The sequence below is a fragment of the Rhizobium sp. NRK18 genome, from assembly GCF_024385575.1.
Taxonomy (GTDB): Bacteria; Pseudomonadota; Alphaproteobacteria; order Rhizobiales; family Rhizobiaceae; genus JANFMV01.
In genome coordinates this window covers 2,928,261-2,943,679 of the sequence record NZ_JANFMV010000001.1, presented here as the reverse complement: position 1 = coordinate 2,943,679, position 15,419 = coordinate 2,928,261, and the positions used below count along the sequence as shown (strand labels likewise).

The 15,419-nt window shown below is 62.1% G+C and carries 18 protein-coding genes; 14 read left to right on the top strand and 4 right to left on the bottom strand.

What is annotated here, in order from left to right; genetic code table 11:
- Window position 1: 1 nt before the first annotated feature.
- From NN662_RS13915 to NN662_RS13895, 5 genes are all read left to right on the top strand, one after another.
- Entirely contained in the window at window positions 2-499 is a 498-nt protein-coding gene (locus NN662_RS13915) for an antitoxin Xre-like helix-turn-helix domain-containing protein (RefSeq protein WP_261930834.1), read from the top strand.
- A complete protein-coding gene (locus NN662_RS13910; protein WP_261930833.1) occupies window positions 496-990 on the top strand; it encodes an RES family NAD+ phosphorylase in 495 nt (164 codons plus the stop codon). The genes NN662_RS13915 and NN662_RS13910 overlap by 4 nt, the downstream gene beginning before the upstream one ends.
- Window positions 991-1,030: 40 nt before the next feature.
- Window positions 1,031-1,507: a DUF2127 domain-containing protein gene (locus tag NN662_RS13905; RefSeq protein WP_261930832.1), complete on the top strand. Its 477-nt coding sequence runs from the start codon at window positions 1,031-1,033 to the stop codon at window positions 1,505-1,507.
- A 102-nt stretch (window positions 1,508-1,609) separates the two neighbouring features.
- Window positions 1,610-2,617, top strand: coding sequence for an asparaginase (locus NN662_RS13900; RefSeq protein WP_261930831.1), 1,008 nt, complete (start codon window positions 1,610-1,612; stop codon window positions 2,615-2,617).
- Window positions 2,618-2,913: 296 nt separating this feature from the next.
- Window positions 2,914-3,690: a hypothetical protein gene (locus NN662_RS13895; RefSeq protein ID WP_261930830.1), complete on the top strand. Its 777-nt coding sequence runs from the start codon at window positions 2,914-2,916 to the stop codon at window positions 3,688-3,690.
- Window positions 3,691-3,702: 12 nt separating this feature from the next.
- Here the strand turns inward: NN662_RS13895 and NN662_RS13890 are convergent, their stop codons facing one another.
- Together NN662_RS13890 and NN662_RS13885 are read right to left on the bottom strand one after the other, a co-directional pair.
- Window positions 3,703-4,368 carry a glutathione S-transferase family protein gene (locus NN662_RS13890; RefSeq protein WP_261930829.1) on the bottom strand — a complete coding sequence of 222 codons (666 nt, stop codon included), beginning with the start codon at window positions 4,366-4,368 and terminating at the stop codon, window positions 3,703-3,705.
- 107 nt (window positions 4,369-4,475) lie between these two features.
- A complete protein-coding gene (locus tag NN662_RS13885; RefSeq protein WP_261930828.1) occupies window positions 4,476-5,843 on the bottom strand; it encodes a TIGR03808 family TAT-translocated repetitive protein in 1,368 nt (455 codons plus the stop codon).
- A 604-nt stretch (window positions 5,844-6,447) separates the two neighbouring features.
- On the opposite strand from NN662_RS13885, the gene NN662_RS13880 reads away from it, so the two are divergent.
- The 5 genes from NN662_RS13880 to NN662_RS13860 all read left to right on the top strand — a co-directional run bounded on the left by NN662_RS13880 (window position 6,448) and on the right by NN662_RS13860 (window position 10,989).
- Window positions 6,448-8,706, top strand: coding sequence for an EAL domain-containing protein (locus NN662_RS13880; RefSeq protein WP_261930827.1), 2,259 nt, complete (start codon window positions 6,448-6,450; stop codon window positions 8,704-8,706).
- A 67-nt stretch (window positions 8,707-8,773) separates the two neighbouring features.
- Window positions 8,774-9,352 (top strand): TMEM175 family protein, encoded by a 579-nt coding sequence (locus NN662_RS13875; RefSeq protein ID WP_261930826.1) that lies wholly within the window; start codon window positions 8,774-8,776, stop codon window positions 9,350-9,352.
- A 104-nt stretch (window positions 9,353-9,456) separates the two neighbouring features.
- Window positions 9,457-9,648 carry a hypothetical protein gene (locus tag NN662_RS13870; RefSeq protein WP_261930825.1) on the top strand — a complete coding sequence of 64 codons (192 nt, stop codon included), beginning with the start codon at window positions 9,457-9,459 and terminating at the stop codon, window positions 9,646-9,648.
- 88 nt (window positions 9,649-9,736) lie between these two features.
- On the top strand, window positions 9,737-10,492 hold the full coding sequence (locus tag NN662_RS13865) for a GGDEF domain-containing protein (RefSeq protein ID WP_261930824.1): 756 nt from the start codon (window positions 9,737-9,739) through the stop codon (window positions 10,490-10,492).
- Between the two features lie 83 nt (window positions 10,493-10,575).
- The gene (locus tag NN662_RS13860; RefSeq protein ID WP_261930823.1) at window positions 10,576-10,989 is read left to right on the top strand and encodes a hypothetical protein; all 414 of its coding nucleotides are present in this window, start codon (window positions 10,576-10,578) and stop codon (window positions 10,987-10,989) included.
- On the opposite strand, the gene NN662_RS13855 is transcribed toward NN662_RS13860, so the two are convergent.
- Window positions 10,922-11,389, bottom strand: coding sequence for a MarR family winged helix-turn-helix transcriptional regulator (locus NN662_RS13855; RefSeq protein WP_261930822.1), 468 nt, complete (start codon window positions 11,387-11,389; stop codon window positions 10,922-10,924). The genes NN662_RS13860 and NN662_RS13855 overlap by 68 nt on opposite strands.
- 128 nt (window positions 11,390-11,517) lie before the next feature.
- Between NN662_RS13855 and NN662_RS13850 the strand changes: the two genes are divergently transcribed.
- A complete protein-coding gene (locus NN662_RS13850) occupies window positions 11,518-11,943 on the top strand; it encodes an organic hydroperoxide resistance protein (protein WP_261930821.1) in 426 nt (141 codons plus the stop codon).
- 15 nt (window positions 11,944-11,958) lie between these two features.
- Here the strand turns inward: NN662_RS13850 and NN662_RS13845 are convergent, their stop codons facing one another.
- Window positions 11,959-12,405 carry a MarR family winged helix-turn-helix transcriptional regulator gene (locus NN662_RS13845; protein WP_261930820.1) on the bottom strand — a complete coding sequence of 149 codons (447 nt, stop codon included), beginning with the start codon at window positions 12,403-12,405 and terminating at the stop codon, window positions 11,959-11,961.
- Between the two features lie 198 nt (window positions 12,406-12,603).
- Between NN662_RS13845 and NN662_RS13840 the strand changes: the two genes are divergently transcribed.
- From NN662_RS13840 to NN662_RS13830, 3 genes are all read left to right on the top strand, one after another.
- Window positions 12,604-13,392 (top strand): VOC family protein, encoded by a 789-nt coding sequence (locus NN662_RS13840; protein WP_261930819.1) that lies wholly within the window; start codon window positions 12,604-12,606, stop codon window positions 13,390-13,392.
- Window positions 13,393-13,514: 122 nt separating this feature from the next.
- The gene (locus NN662_RS13835) at window positions 13,515-13,709 is read left to right on the top strand and encodes a winged helix-turn-helix transcriptional regulator (protein ID WP_410010982.1); all 195 of its coding nucleotides are present in this window, start codon (window positions 13,515-13,517) and stop codon (window positions 13,707-13,709) included.
- Window positions 13,710-13,994: 285 nt separating this feature from the next.
- Window positions 13,995-15,392 (top strand): hypothetical protein, encoded by a 1,398-nt coding sequence (locus NN662_RS13830; RefSeq protein ID WP_261930818.1) that lies wholly within the window; start codon window positions 13,995-13,997, stop codon window positions 15,390-15,392.
- Window positions 15,393-15,419 lie beyond the last annotated feature (27 nt).

Genomic DNA, 15,419 nt, shown 5'->3' with positions numbered 1-15,419 from the left:
CATGATCGAACCGGCATTGGCAAAAGCGCGGCACCCGGCCGAAGACGCCGGGCCGGACGACGTAATCTCCATCGCCGCCCCCCTCGACCTCTTCCATTCGCCCGCCTGGATGCGCGTCGGCCTAATCAGGTCCGGCGTCCCGGCCAGCGATCTCAAGGCGTTGCAGGAAAGGCTGAACATGCCGCAGGGCGTGCTCCTCGACAGCCTGCGGATTTCCCCGGCGACGCTGAACCGCAAGGTAGGCCGCAAGGACAACCTGTCGCCGGAAGACAGCGAGCGCGTCGTCGGCATCGCCAAGATGATCGGTCAGGTCGAGGAGATGGTCCGCCAGTCGGGAGAGATCGACGGCTTCGATCCCGCCAGATGGCTCTCCGAATGGTTGCAGCAGCGGGCACCGGCGCTCGCCGGGGCAAGGCCGCTCGACTTCCTCGACACGGTCGAGGGACAGGCCATGGTCTCCGGCCTGATCGCCCAGATGCAGAGCGGGGCCTACGCATGACGGCAAGCGTTTGGCGTATCGCCACCGATACGCCGGACTACGAGGCCGACGACCTGTCCGGCGCCGGCGCCAAGGCGACCGGCGGCCGCTGGAACGAGAAGGGCGCAGCCGTCCTTTACTGCTCCGCCTCCATCGCGCTTGCCGCACTGGAAACGCTGGTCCATCTCGGTTCCGCCGGCCTGCCGCTCAATCGCTATCTGGTCCGCATCGACATTCCCGACCATATTTTCGCCGCCGCCGAGGTGCTGGATGCGGCAACGGCGCCGGTCGGCTGGGATGCGCGGCCTGCCGGCCGGGCAAGCATCGCCTGCGGCACGCGCTGGCTCGCCGGCCGCAAGACACTCTGCCTTGTCGTACCGTCGATCGTCGCACCGGAAGAAAGCAACATTCTCATCAACCCGCTACATCCCGACATCGGCAGCATCACCGCCACCAAGCTGCGCCGCTGGGACTATGACCCGCGCCTGCGCGGCGGTCCCGGTCCGGCATGAAGTCGCGCGCATCAATATGGGCCAGGAGCCTCGTTCGAGCATGAATGAAAAGAACATCCACCGCCTTTTCGAGGTCAGCGTCATCCTCAAGGGCCTGCACGCGGCGGTCGAATGCATCGGCGGCCTCATCCTCGCCTTCGTCAGCACCGGCTCTATCGTCGGCCTGGTCAGATGGATGACGCAGAGCGAACTGATCGAAGACCCGCACGATTTCATCGCGTCCCATCTCTTGATTTGGGCGCAGGGCTTTTCCGTCGGCACCAAGACCTTCTACGCCTTCTATCTCTTGAGCCACGGACTGGTGAAGCTGCTGCTCGTTGCCGGGTTGTTGAAGGAAAAGCTCTGGGCCTATCCCGCCTCGCTCGTGGTCATGGGTCTCTTCATCGCCTACCAGCTCTACCGCTTCACCTACACCCACAGCCTCTTCCTGATCGTGCTGACCGTCTTCGACATCGTCGTCATCGCCCTCATCTGGCACGAATACCGCCTCATGCGCCGCCATCTGCCGGTGCGGTGAGGGGGAGGGGAGGGGCACGCACCACCCTTCCCAAGCCGCGGGCGATCCTCTATGTACGCGGCCAAAACGCCCCGACATAACGTCCGTTGAAGGAAGTCCGCCATGGAAAATCCGGTTCTCGTCGAAGTCACCCGCGGCAATCGCGTCGAAAGCCGCCACCGCGGCATGGTCGCCGTCGTCGATGGCGATGGTTCGGTGGTCTGGTCGAAGGGCGATATCGACAGCGCCGTCTTCCCGCGCTCGGCCTGCAAAGCGATGCAGGCGCTGCCGCTTGTGGAAAGCGGCGCGGCGGATGCCTATGGCTTCGGCGACAAGGAACTTGCCTTTGCCGGCGCGTCGCACTCGGGCGAGGCCGCACACGTGTCGCTGGCCGCGTCCATGCTGGCGCGCGCGGGCCTGTCCGAAGACGATCTTGAATGCGGCGCCCACTGGTCCTTCTACCAGCCGGTCGCCATCGAGCAGGCGCGCGAACTGGCCGCCCCGACCGCACTCCACAACAACTGCTCGGGCAAGCATTCCGGTTTCCTCTGCGCCTGCGCCCATTCCGGCACGCGGTTGAAAGGCTATGTCGGCTACGAGCACCCCTTCCAGGGCGAACTGCGCGGCATCATGGAAAACCTCACCGGCTCCGTCCATGACGCCGACATCTGCGGCACCGACGGCTGCTCGATCCCGACCTATGCCATTCCGCTGAAGAACCTCGCCCAAGGTTTCGCGAAGATGGCGACAGGCACGGGGCTGGAGCCGGTGCGCGCCAAGGCAGCGAAGCGTCTCCTGAGCGCCGCCATGGCCGAACCCTTCTATGTCGCCGGCACCAAGCGCTTCTGCACGCGGCTGATGGAAGCCGTGCCGGGCAAGGTCTTCGCCAAGGTCGGCGCCGAGGGCGTCTACTGCGCCGTGCTGCCGGAAAAGGGCATCGCCATCGCGCTGAAATGCGAGGACGGCGCCGAGCGCGCGGCAAACGCCATGGTGGCCGGCACGCTCGCCCGCTTCTTCGAGGACGGCAGCGAAGAGCAGACCGCTCTTCTCTCCCTCGCCAACCACGCGATGCACAACTGGAACGGCATCCATGTGGGCGACGTTCGCATCGCCGGACCGCTCGCAGACTGATTGTCGGCTGAGCCCGAGCTGATCGTGTCCGGCTGTATCGGCATCGCCCGGTTCATCTTCCGGTAGCGGATTGTTTCATTCCGGTACGCTTTTGCCCGCTCGGACGGCAAACCCGGTCCTCGCCGTCGTGATCCGTCAACCAGCCGCACAGGCTGTCCTGCAGGCGTTTGGCGAAGATGATAGGCTCTCCATCGTCAAGCAGCCCTGTTCGGCCCCGTGGCCCGCCGCGCTGCATCATTGTGGCACGATGGCCGGGCACTCGCCCGGGCCGGGCGCTGGGAGAGGGAGACCCGCCGGTGTTTGCAGGACGCTATGTCTGGTGGATGTTGATGGCGGTCACCGCGTTCCTGTTCTTCGCGGTCTACTATCCCCATGTTGTCTGGTTCTTCGCGGCTCTGACCGAATGCTCCGCCACGCCCGACGGCTGTGCCGGCCAGAGCGCCTTCTTCAGCGGCTTTTTGAAACCCGTCGGCCTGACCATGACGGCGCTCCTCGTGCTCGGCTGCAGCGCCGCACGCGTGCTCTACCTGCGTCTGGCGCCGGCCTGGATCGCGGCGATCGGCATCTGGTTTGCCGCCTCCGCCGGCAAGCTCGTGACCATCGCGTCGCTGTGGAGCGGCGCGCCCCGTCCGGCGACCCTGATCGAGGTCATGCCGCAGCAGCTCGTCTTCCTCATCGTCCTCCTGGTCTTCCTCGCCTTTCCGCTCGAAAGCTTCAGAGAGGCCAGGCATCCCCTGTGGCGGGTGGCGTCATCGCTGGCGGGCCTTGCCGCGGTCTGGTCGTGCCTCGTCGCCATTGCCGGTCTCGAGGCGCTGCCGACGCTCCTCTTTCGGCTGGCCGATCCCGCCATTGCGGGCCCGATTGCAGCCGAGCTTCAGGCGGTGAGCGCCTTCCTGGCCAATCCCGCCGGCAGGTTCGCCGATCCGCTGCTGGCGATGTTCATTGCCTATGCCGGCGTGCTCGCGCTCTTCCTTGTCTGCCGGAGACGGCCGGCGCTCTCCGCGCCGGCGCCGCAACCGGTGGAAAGGCCGAAGCGCCGCCACCATCCGGTTCCGTTGCGAGAGGTGCGCTGAGGACGGCAGCCGCTAAACCGGCAGGATTTCCGCCTCGCGTTTTGCCATCATCGCCCTGAAGGCCGGGCGCGACTGGCAGCGCGCCAGCCAGTCCTTCACCTTCGGGTGGCTGTCGAACATCGCCGTCTGCGACTGCGCATAGCGCAGCACCTCGGCCATGTTGAGGTCGGCGACGGTAAACCGATCTGCCGCCAGCCAGGGGCTTTGTTCCAGGCGCTTTTCCAGGAGTTCGAACGGCCGGCCAAGCAGGAGCACCGCTTCGCGGATCGTCCGCCTGCCGTCGTCGGAGCCTTCCTTGCCGGTGTCGTAGGTCAGCACGATCCTGACCGTCTGTGGTTCCACCTGTGCGGCGGCAAACAGCGTCCACTGGTCGATCAGGCCTTCCTCTTTGGCATTCGCGCCGGCAAGCGGCCCGCCATGTTTGCGGGCCAGATACAGGTTGATCGCCAGCGATTCCGACAGGACGAGGCCATCGTCTTCGATCGCCGGTATCTGGGCGGCCGGATTGAGTGCGAGAAAATCGGGCGAGCGGGTGTTGAACGGCGCATCCGGGCTTAAGGGGTCGGCGAGGAAACGCGCCTGCAGCACCGGTACCGAGCGGTGTTCGAGGCCAAGCTCCTCGGCCATCCAGTAATTGCGCGAGGCGCGCGAGTGATAGACGCCGTAGATCGTCAGCATGCGGGAGGGCTCCTGTTGGTTGGAGCGAGACTAGCCGCGCAGGCGGCGCGCGGGAAGCGGTCAACCGATGACATTTTGAACAGGCGCCCATCACCGGCGCTGATGGGTCAGGCCTTGACGACCCGGTTGCCGTTGACCGTCAGATTGTCGAACCCGCCGGCGCCGTCGGCCAGTTCCGCGCTCGCCTTTTCCAGCCAGCGGAAGCCGACGACCCCGCCGTCTGCGACGTCGGCAAACAGGTTGTTTGCGATAAGTGCGCTGCCAGCGCCTTCGGCGACGCTGACAGCGCAGCCAACCGGCGTACTGCGGACCATGTTGCCGGTGGCGACGAGATTGCGCAGATAGGGCCCCCAGCCCAGCGATATGCCCCAATGCGGCGCATTCTCGACGACGTTGTTGGAAATGACCGTGTCGGCCTCCGCCGCAATGCCGTAGCCGAAGCCGCCGTCCTGCTCATAAGGGCCGGTTGCCGACAGGTTGCGCACGATATTGCCGGTGACGACCGCAAGCCGGCCGCCATTATCGAAATTGACGATGGAAATGCCGTTGGCCGCCCTGTCGATGAGGTTGCCCGAGACCAGCGCGCCCTCGAAGCCGAATTCCGAGTAGATCGCCGTCTCGCCGGAGTTGAGGCACTGGTTGTTGAGGATCTGCACGTCCGAACCGGCGTTCGAGCGGATGGCGGAAAACGCGCAGTCGGAGACGTGATTGCCCGTAATCAGCACGTTGTCGGCGCGAAAGATGTTGATGCCGTTGCCGTTCTCGCCGGTGCCGCCGGCCTTGGCGCCGATCCGCTGCACGCGGTTGCCGGCGACCATGGTCGCATCCGGACCCTTGGTCCAGCGATGCACGAGAATGCCGCCATTGCCGCAGTCCTCGACCGTGTTGTCGGCGATCGCCATGCCGGTGCTCTCCACCGCATAGATGCCGGCGTCGGCCGCACCGGCGATCCGGCAGTTGCGCACATGCCCGCCGGAGCGCTCCAGCTGCAGAGCATGCTTCGAGGAACCGCGGATCTCGCAATTGTCGAAGGTGACTTCGCTGACCGCGCGGGCATGGATCAGCGCCGGCGCATAATCGGCGAGCCATCGTTGCCCTCCGTCGATGACGAGATTGGAGAAACTGACGCGCTGCACCTCGTTGGCGGCAAACAGGTAGCCGTCGCCGGCATAGAGGATGCGCGTCTTGCCGGCCACGCCGGTGATGTGCACGCCGTCCGGCAGTTCGATGTTCGAGATCGCATAGTCGCCCGGCGGCAGGAACACCGGCGCACGGTTGCGCGTCGCCTCCCTTAAAAGATCGCTGAACGTCTTGCTCTTGCGGTCGCTTGCGGCCGGTAGGTAGTCGGCCGTCGCCTTGCCGATCGGCCCGCGCAGCACCGTATCGGCAACGCCGGGCGCCTGGGCGCTCACCCGGCCGGCAAACCCTGCTGCTGCGGCGGCAAGCCCCGCCATGAACGTGCGTCTTTGAAACATTCCGTCACTCCTTGGCTTCAAGTGAGCACAAAGCGTGCCAGACGGATCTGTGCCGGAATGGCACGAAAAGGACGGGAAAGACGACTTTCCCGGGAACGGTTGATCTATGTCAACGAGCGCCGCTCGGGAGCCGCTAGAGTGAAATCCGCAATGACCGGGACGCAATGACGACGACCGTTAGGTCGATGTCCTGCGCGTTTCCTGGGAGCGGCCGGTGCCCTTCGAAAGGGCGCGGGCCTGCTGGAAACAAGGTGTCATTCGCGCTGTTGTGGCGACGGCGTCGAATGATGGTGCCAGTGATACTGCCGACAGGAATGGGGCTTCCTGTTCGGCGAGATTGTCGGCTACCGGTCATTGCGTCCTTTCTCCCGGCGCTTTCGCGGTTCACGCGGGCGCCGGTTTCTTTTTTTCTTCTTAACCACGATGTAATTTGCCGCCTGTTCCATGTAGGTGGCACTGTATTTTGCAACCTTGGATTAATCTGGCGAAACTATAACTCGGGTTCGAAACCGTATTTCGCTGGTTGGTCATGAAGAACAAATCGCGTGAATCCTTGAAATGGAAAGCAATGGGCCGAACCGGGCCTGACCGGCTGGCCGACGTCATGACGGACCGCTTGCTGTCCGCCGGTCGCGCGCTCAACAGCCATGCGATGGTGATCGGCAACCATGAGGTTTCGGCTCTGCCGCGGGAAGCCTGGCTGGAAGAGATCTTCGAGGTGACGCCGGACTATCTCTGGGCCAAGGACCGACAGAGCCGTTACGTTGTCGCCAATGCGGCGATGCTGGCCGACACGCCCTTCAGGACGGCCGACGAGATCGCCGGCAAGACGGATTTCGACATTCACGACAAGAGCCTCGCCGACGTGTTCTTCGCCCGCGAACAGGCGATCATGGAGAGCGGCGAGGCGGAGATCGGCCGGACAGAACAGATCGTCGGCGCCAATGGCAAGACGAAGTGGATACTGACGAGCAAGGTCCCGGTCTGGTCGGAAACCGGTGAGGTGATCGGCGTCATCTGCTGCGGCCATGACATCACCGCCCGCAAGCTTGCCGAAGATCTGCTCAAGGGCCAGTCGGCGCTCCTGGAAATGATCACCCTCAGCAAACCGGTCGAGACCATTCTGGAAGAGTTGCTGCACCTGATCGAGAGGCTGCTCGACGGGCTCATGTGCTCGCTTCTGCTTCTCGATGAAACCGGAATGCATCTGCGCAAGTGCGCCGCACCGACGCTGCCCGCAGCCTGGAGCGACTTGATCGACGGCGTCAGGATCGGCCCATCCGTCGGTTCCTGCGGGACGGCCGCTTGGACCGGAAAGCCGGTCATCGTCGAGGATATCTTCACGAGCCCGCTCTGGAAGGACTATTGCGAGCTGGCACGGCCGTTCGGGTTCCGCTCGTGCTGGTCGACGCCGATTTTCTCGCATGACGGGCGCGTGCTCGGCACGTTTGCCCTCTATTCCTCCCGTGCCGCGGTGCCGGACGATTACGCCCGGTCGCTGATCCGGTTCGCAACCGACATCGCCGGCATCGCGCTTGACCGTAAATATGCCGAGGATCGCATCCGCTTCATGGCGTTGCACGACACGCTGACCGGCCTGCCGAACCGGGCGACGCTGCAGAAGAACCTGCAGGAAACGATCGATGCGGCCCGCATGAGCGGCGAAGGCGTCATGGTCGCCTATGTCGACGTCGACAACTTCAAGATGGTTAATGACAGCCTCGGCCATGCCGCCGGCGACGAGGCGCTGCGCAGCGTCGCCGCCAGGCTCAGCCAGTCCCTGCCGTGCCTGGAAGCGGCCTACAGAATGGGCGGCGACGAATTCCTGGTCGTCATGCGCGACCGCGATCCCTCCTGTTCCAATGCCTGGGAGAGCCTCCTCGCGATCCAGCGGAAGCTCGCCGATCCGATCCTAGCGGCCGGTACGGATTTTTCCATTACCTGCAGTGTCGGCGCATCCGGCTTTCCGGCCAATGCCGGCGACATGGAGGCGTTGCTGGCCCAGGCCGACGCCGCCATGTACCGGGCCAAGGCGTTCGGGCGCGACAATTGCCAGCGCTACAATTCGGACATGGAAACCAATGTGCGCGAGCGGCTGGAGCTGCACGAGGAACTGCGCATCGGGATCGAGAACGACCAGCTCCGGCTCGTCTACCAGCCGCAGATCGAGCTTGCCACCGGCCGCATCGTCGGCCTGGAAGCGCTGGTGCGCTGGCAGCATCCAAAGCGTGGCCTCATCCCGCCGGCAATCTTCATCCCCGTCGCCGAGGAATCCGGGCTCATCTCCCAACTCGGCAGCTGGGTGGTTGGGGAAGCCTGTCGCCAGAGCCGGCTCTGGCAGGACGCGGGACTGCCGCATGTCCCGGTGTCCGTCAACGTCGCCGCGCGCCAGTTCCGCGAGCATGGCTTCATCACGGTCGTGCGCGACGCGCTCGCGGCAAACGGGCTGGGACCGGCGAGCCTCGAGGTCGAGATCACCGAAAGCCTGATCATGCAGGACCTGCCGCGCGCGATCGCAACCATGCAGGAGCTGGATGCGCTAGGCGTGCGGATCGCCATCGACGATTTCGGCACCGGTTATTCCAGTCTGAGCGCGCTCAAGCGCTTTCCCGTCTCGCGCCTGAAGATCGACCAGTCCTTCGTCGCCGGTCTGCCGGGCGATGAAAGCGATGCGGCGATCTGTGCCGCCGTCATATCGATGGCGCAGAAACTCAAGCTCAAGGTCATCGCCGAGGGCGTGGAGACGCCGGCGCAGGCCGCATTCCTGCGATCAGCCGGTTGCGACCAGATCCAGGGCTTCCTGCTGTCGCGGCCGCTGCCGCCGCAAGGCATCGAGGATATTTATCGTCAGCGCCGCTTCTGAGCACTCTTGCCAGAGATGCCGCTTTGTCGCAGCTTGGGCCAAACAGATTGTGTGCGGGGGCAGGGCAATGACGAAGGGTAGGCTGGAAGCGTTTTCGGATGGCGTAATCGCCATCATCATCACCATCATGGTGCTCGAACTGAAGGTCCCGCATGGAGAGGAGCTGAGCGATCTTCTGCCGCTCTATCCCATCTTTCTCTCCTATGTCCTGAGCTTCGTGCACATCGGCATCTATTGGAACAACCACCATCACATGCTGCACGCCGCCCACCACGTCAGCGGCGGCGCGCTGTGGGGCAATCTGCATCTTCTGTTCTGGCTGTCGCTGGTGCCGTTTGCCACCGACTGGATGGGCGAAAGCCATTTCGCGGCGGTGCCGGTCGCCGTCTACGGTTCTGTCCTGCTGATGAGTGCGATCGCCTACTATATCCTTACCCATTGCCTCCTCTCGCTGCACGGTCCGGATTCCGAGTTGGCACGGGCGCTCGGCAGCGACCGCAAGGGGCGCTGGTCCGCCGTCGCCTATGTCGTCGCGGTGCCGCTGGCGCTTGTCGCGCCCTATCTCTCGCTAGCCATTTTCGTCGGTGTCGCCGCAACATGGCTCATCCCCGACCGCCGCTTCGAGCGCGTCCTGGCCGGTAAGTGATCTTCAGACGTATATAAAAAACAATATTCGTTTGTCCTGGATCAATGCCGCCGGCGCGCGGGCGCCTAGCCTCGTTCCGTCAACGATGGAATGGAGGGTGTTACATGTTCCGTCTGGCTGCAATCCTGTATGTTCTGATCGCGTCCACGCTGGCTGGTATCGGCGTCGTCGCGGTCGTATCCATGTCGATGATGGATGCCCGCTCGATCGTCACGGCTGCGGTCGTCGGCGCAATCATCGCCTTGCCGGTGACATGGCTCGTCGCCCGGCGCATATCGGTGGTAACGTCGCGCTAAAGCGTCTGGCGGCAACCCAATATTCAGCAATTTCGTCTATCCTTCCCGCAAAGAAGGAAGAGTGAAATTGTATAATATCAAGTTGCAAATGGCAGACTGGTGGCATGTGGCCGCGGCTTCGGCGGTCGGCACTCTGGTCTGCATTTTGTTGTCGCTGCTGTTCGATCTGGATGCGGTGATCGCCTTGCCGGAGGACCGGCGCGCGACTGAGTTGCTGAACCATGCGGTGGTCCCGTTCGTGATCGCATTCCCGAATTTTCTGCTGGCGTCGTGGAAGATCACCCAGCTGCGCGTGGCGCGACGTGCGCTCGAGGTTCTGGCGATGACCGACGGACTGACCGGCACGCTGAACCGCCGCGCCTTCGCCTGCCAGGTGGACGAGAAGCTGAGCCGGCCGCTCAAGGGCGGCAGGCCCGCCCGCGTCGACGCACTGATGATCATCGACGTCGACCACTTCAAGCGCGTCAACGATACGTTCGGCCACGAGGTTGGTGATCAGGCGCTGCAGGCCGTCGCAAGCGCGGTTGCGACAAGCCTGCCGCCGCGGGCGCTGTTCGGTCGCCTCGGCGGGGAGGAATTTGCCATCTTCATGCAGAATACGGAGCAATCCGTCGCCACGCTTGCCGCCGAGAAAATACGGCTTGCCGTCGCTGCATGCGACTTCAAGGCCGACGGCGCCATCTATCCGCTGAGCGTCAGTGTCGGTGTTGCAAGCGCGCACGACGCCCACAGCTTCCGCGACCTGTATCATCACGCCGACGCCTGTCTCTATGCGGCCAAGGATGATGGGCGCAATCGGGTCGTCGCCAGGCATCTTGGCGAAAGGATGCATGCCGTCGCCTGACACCGCGACCGGACCACGTCAGTTTCGCGCCAGCGCAGCATGGAAGAGTGCCGCCGGAACATATCTGGTGACAGTGGGCACATATGCTTTGCAATCTTTCTTTTCGGCGTCATGGACTGCGCTTTGCCGCAGTCCTTGCGATCTGCAACGGCCTGCAGGGATGTTATGTCCTTCCCGACACCGGCGCGACGGATCCCGACCGCTTCGTCGCCGAAACCTGGCCGGTCTATTACGAGCAGACGCCGAAGCAGAAGAAGCATGTCGCCGATGCCGTCGTCGATTCGGTCACCTCGACCTTCGGTCTCGATCAGGTCGTCTGGGACGACGAGTATCGCGGCCGCAAGCTCCTGTCGAAGGAGACCTATGCGGCCAATGGCGGGCAGGTCTATCAGCCGGCTGGCGCCGGCGCACCATATTCGACGCTGCCGATCATTCCGGGCGATCAGCCGGTTTACAAGTCTGCGGAAGAAGCATCAGGCTGCGACGTAGTGTGTTGAGCGCGTCGCGGATCTCTGGCGGGCTGTCGAGCGCGCAGCCGACCGCCTCCATCACCGGCTGAACGGCCTTCCGGGTCGTAGCCTCCAGCGCCTTGCCCTGGTCGGTCAGCGTGATCACCACCTGCCGCTCGTCCTTGCTGTCACGCCGGCGGACGATCAGTCCGACCTGCTCCAGGCGTTTGAGAAGCGGCGACAGCGTACCGGAATCAAGCATCAGCGCCTCGCCGATCGCCTTGACGGTGAGGGGGCCTTTTTCCCACAGCGCCAGCATGACCAGATACTGCGGATAGGTTAGCCCCAGCGGTTCGAGCACGGGCTTGTAGGCGCGGGTGAACGCATGGCTCGCGGAATAGAGCGCGAAGCACAGCTGGTTTTCCAATGTGAACGGGTCTTTGCTCATCGTCTTGTCCTGGCAGGCTCTCCCTGCCGATCTTTCATGTCGTCATTGTTTCAGGCTTGACTCCCGAATGCAACGCGGTAAATTGAATTGTGTCCAATTTAATTTTGAGCAACTGAAGGAGTTTCGATATGGCAATTCTCTACCGGACCCAGGCCACCGCCGTCGGCGGTCGTGCCGGCAATGCGAAGTCGGATGATGGCGTTCTCGACGTGACGCTGACCGTGCCGAAGGAACTCGGCGGTGACGGTGCGCGCGGCACCAATCCGGAGCAGCTGTTTGCCGCAGGCTACTCCGCCTGCTTCACCGGCGCGCTCGGTGCGGCTGCCCGCAATGCCAAGGTGAAGCTGCCGGCGGATACGACGGTGACGGCCAAGGTCGGCATCGGCCCGCGCGACGACGGCACCGGTTTCGGTATTGAAGTGTCGATCGAGGCGAGCCTGCCGGGCATGGAACGCGAACTGGCCGAAAAGCTGGTGGCCGACGCCCACATCATCTGCCCCTACAGCCACGCCATGCGTACCGCGACCGAAGTCAGCGCCACGCTGGCCGGCTGAGGTTTCTGATAAATCTCAGGACAATTCCGCGAGATCATGCCGCAGCTGGTCGAAATCCAGCTGCGGCTTTTCCTTTTCCAGTTCCTGGTGAACCGACTTCCATACCCACAGAGCATCGGCAAGCACGGACGCGCCGTCTTCCGTCAGCACCAGCAGCCGCGAGCGGCGGTCCTTCGGGTCGGCCTTGCTGGTGATCCATCCTCGCTTTTCGAGCGGTTTGAGGGCTGCCGTCAGCGTGGTGCGGTCCATGGCCAGGAGATTGGCGACCGAGCCGAGCGTCGGCGGTTCCGGCCGGTTGAGCGACATCATCAGGGAAAACTGCCCGTTCGTCACGCCATAGGGTTTCAGCGCATTGTCGAAGCGCCGGGCAAGCGCCCGCGCGGCGCGCTGCGCATGCAGGCACAGGCAATGATCGCGGACATGGATCGTGGTGGAATAGGGAACGGGTTGCTTGTTTGACATTGTCATATTATGTTGATATCAACTCAAAAGTCAAGTGAAACATATCGCATCCACTATGCATCATTCCGCTGCCTTGCGCGAGGGTCGGAATGCACGGATTTGCGAACGCATACCCTTTCAGGGAAACGGTTCCCGAACAAGCCCTTGGGTGCCCTCGAGTGCCCATGAGGCGCGATCAGATGTCTGAAGGAGACGGTCATGAAGGAAGGCGGATTTATCTGGTACGAGCTGATGACCTCCGATACCGAGGCTGCGGCCGCGTTTTACGGGACGGTGATCGGCTGGACGGCGAAGAAGGCCGACAACACGACCGCCGGCGGCATGGACTACACGACCTTCCACGTGCCGGGCTATGAAGCGGGAACGGCCGGCATGATGGCGATAACGCCGGACATGGCGAAGAACGGCGTCCGCCCTGCCTGGGTCGGCTATGTCTGCGTCGACGACGTCGACGCCAAGGCCAACGACTTCTGGGAAGCGGGCGGCCGGGTGCACATGCCGGCGACAGATATTCCCGGCATCGGCCGTTTCGCCGTCGTCGCCGATCCGCATGGCGCGGTGATCTATCTCTTCAAGCCGCAGATGCCGGACGGTCCCGTGCCGGAAATGCCGAAAATGCCGACGCCCGGCACCTTCGGCTGGCACGAACTCTACGCCGGCGACGGCCCGGAAGCCTTCGACTTCTATGCCAAGATGTTCCGCTGGAAGAAAGGGCAGGGCATGGATATGGGGCCGATGGGCACCTACCAGCTGTTTCAGTACGAAGGCGCCGATCTCGGCGGCATCATGACCAAGATGCCGGACATGCCGGTTCCCTTCTGGAACTACTACATCTGCGCCGACGCAATCGATGCGGCCAAGGACCGGGTCGAAGCCGCCGGCGGCAAGGTCGTCAACGGCCCGATGGAAGTGCCCGGCGGCTCCTGGGTCATCCAGTGCCTCGATCCGCAGGGCGCAACCTTCGCACTGGTGGCGCCGAAGCGCTGAGGAATGTAGGCAAGGCCCGGCCCGCGGCAAAGGTCTGGCTTTTCCTTTGCCACAGGCCGCGTGGATGCCTACCACTGGTTTCGTGACGCGCACCGCACCACGACGTCAGCAATTGCTTTGCCCTGACGCTGCGCCGGCTGGAACGCAACGGCCTGATCGAGCGGAAGGTGACGGTCACCTCGCCGATCGCGGTGGAATACTCCATCACCCCGCTCGGCCGCACCCTGCAGGACCCGTTCCTCGCCCTCTACGACTGGGCGCTGGACCACCGGCAGGACCTGGCCGACGCACAGACCCGTTTCGATGACAGGGGGTAGGGGGAGGGGCGTGCGGTGGGGCTGATCAATATCGGTTGCGGATTTTGGGGACAACAGATCGATATCGATGGGGCCGCAGGCATCTGGAGAATTTTCTGACGCGCTGACCTTGTCCTGATAGAGGTTCGGGGCTCCCAATGAAATATTCCACCTATTTATTTTTGTGAATCGAGGTTGACGCCCAAAGGTTGTGGTTGACTTAATTGTATTGATTAATACTCATTAAGTATGCTTCCGATTTCAACCGAGTTTCCTGTTTCTTTGTCCAAAAGCCTTGCTGATTTCATGGCTGAGGTAATCGCATGGCTGCGGGGAATTCCCAGCAGTACAGTACTTGCAGAAAGCTCTGAACAGAACTTCGATGGAGAAAATCCACATCTTCGCGCAGCGACTGGGGAAGAGCTTCGGTTTAGGGAGCTCAAGACGGAACGTGGACTGCATGCGGTTGGGTTTCGGCATGATCTACCTGACATGGAGGGGAGGCTGTGGCGCACCGAAGGAGTGTTGCGGTACGCCTCGTCTCAGGCAGAGCAAGATGTCCTTCGCATTCGAACCCAGTGCATTGCTACAGTAGCGGGCGCGCGCCTAGAAATACCGAAAAAGCCATTTCTAATAAAATCGCTTCTGAATGGCGGTTGGGGAGGTGATGATGGTCTGATAGCTGTATCAGATCAGCCAACTTGGCTTTCAGAAGCGCAGGATGATTTGGCGATAGCAAGGGCAGTCACGGTAGGCGCTGCCAGCAAGTCTTTACCTGCAATATATGTATCCGCATCGGCTAAAGGTGCATGGCTGCTTTCTGAGGCTGATATTGAATCATTGGCCTATGAACTGGGTGGGATTGCCCATGTGGTAGTTGAGCCTAGCAGAGCGTTTTCCTACGATCTGCGTGATTTGACGAAGGGGCGGAACGTTTATGCGGGAACTGTTGGGATAGTAGTTCCCGGGCAAGGGATCGTCAGGCGTTATCATTTGGGTATGCAAGCCTATGACAGTAAAGAATTGCGAGCAATAATTCGCGTTGCTGCCATTAATCTTCGTAGCCAAATGCCAGCTACAGGCTGGGATTGGACTGACTTACAGGAACAGGCTCTTAGGACACAACGTGAGCGTGACAAAAACCGACTGACAAGTGCTGAAAAGGAGCAGCTTTACCAGGACGAAATAGACAACTTGCAAGACAAGATTCGTCAACTTGAGTTGCAGCTCTGTATGCTTCCCAAAGAGGCGCTAAATGATAGCTATAACGAATTTTCCAACGAAAATTTCGTGCGCCTTATTGGGCCGGAGATATACTCTGGAGAGGTTTTTGATCGCGTCCGCCTTGCCGCCCGAATAGCGCTCAATAATGCGGACCGAATCGGCCTTGATACGCGGTCTACTTCCATAATGCAGCGAATTTCTAATAAGCTTCCTGCATCTCCCGCGTTGGACGAATTGCTGCAAGACTTGTCCCGAGCGACAAAAGATCCCAAACGTTTGGCCAGCGAATTAACAGCACTTCTCACTCGTCATGGTTATGTCGAGAAATCGGATAACAAGCATATACGTCTCGAGGCTGTAGCCGGTTATGAAGGTCTAGAAGCAATTACCGTGCCGAAAACACCGAGTGACAGTAGGGGGCTCAAAAACCTGCGCAATCAAATTCAACGCACTCTTGGGCTCTCTAAGCTAACTGATTAAACAAGGATTATATCCTCCTCAGGAGAA